The following is a 444-nucleotide window of genomic DNA, read 5'->3' as shown; positions in this document are numbered from 1 at the left end:
AGAAATAAAAAATATGATAAAAATCAAAATCTTTTCAGCTTTATCTTCCTTGTTGATAGGTAACTTGCTTTTATATCTATACCTTCTAATATGGGACTTTTTAAATCCTTTTGAAACTAGTTCCTTAAATATCGGGACAGGGTTTGTTATTACATTCATTCTTTATGTTTCATTTTTGTTTATTTTCATTTATGGTATCCCAATATCTTTTGTTATTGGAAAAATAACAGAAAAAATAAGTAGTAGAAAAATAGTTGCCTCATTGGTTTTACATAGTCTTTTTGGATTCCTGGGTCCATTATTGTTCGGTTTTATACAAGACCCTTTTGATTTTTCATTTGAAGAGGATGGCTTATTGATGTGTATTATCGGTGCATACTTTGCAGTTATTTTTGATTTTGCACAACTAATTCTTATCAAAAAAACTAGTGAATTTTTAAATAT

General features: G+C 27.3%; 1 protein-coding gene. It reads left to right on the top strand.

Annotation, left to right across the window (positions count from 1 at the left end; translation table 11 throughout):
- Positions 1-13: 13 nt before the first annotated feature.
- Positions 14-444 (top strand): hypothetical protein (locus tag V7659_RS29455; protein WP_335543588.1); only part of this gene is annotated, 431 nt, incomplete at its 3' end.

The sequence above is a fragment of the Neobacillus drentensis genome, from assembly GCF_036966985.1.
GTDB lineage: Bacteria > Bacillota > Bacilli > Bacillales > Cytobacillaceae > Neobacillus > Neobacillus drentensis_E.
This window is presented reverse-complemented; position numbering and strand designations above follow the sequence as displayed.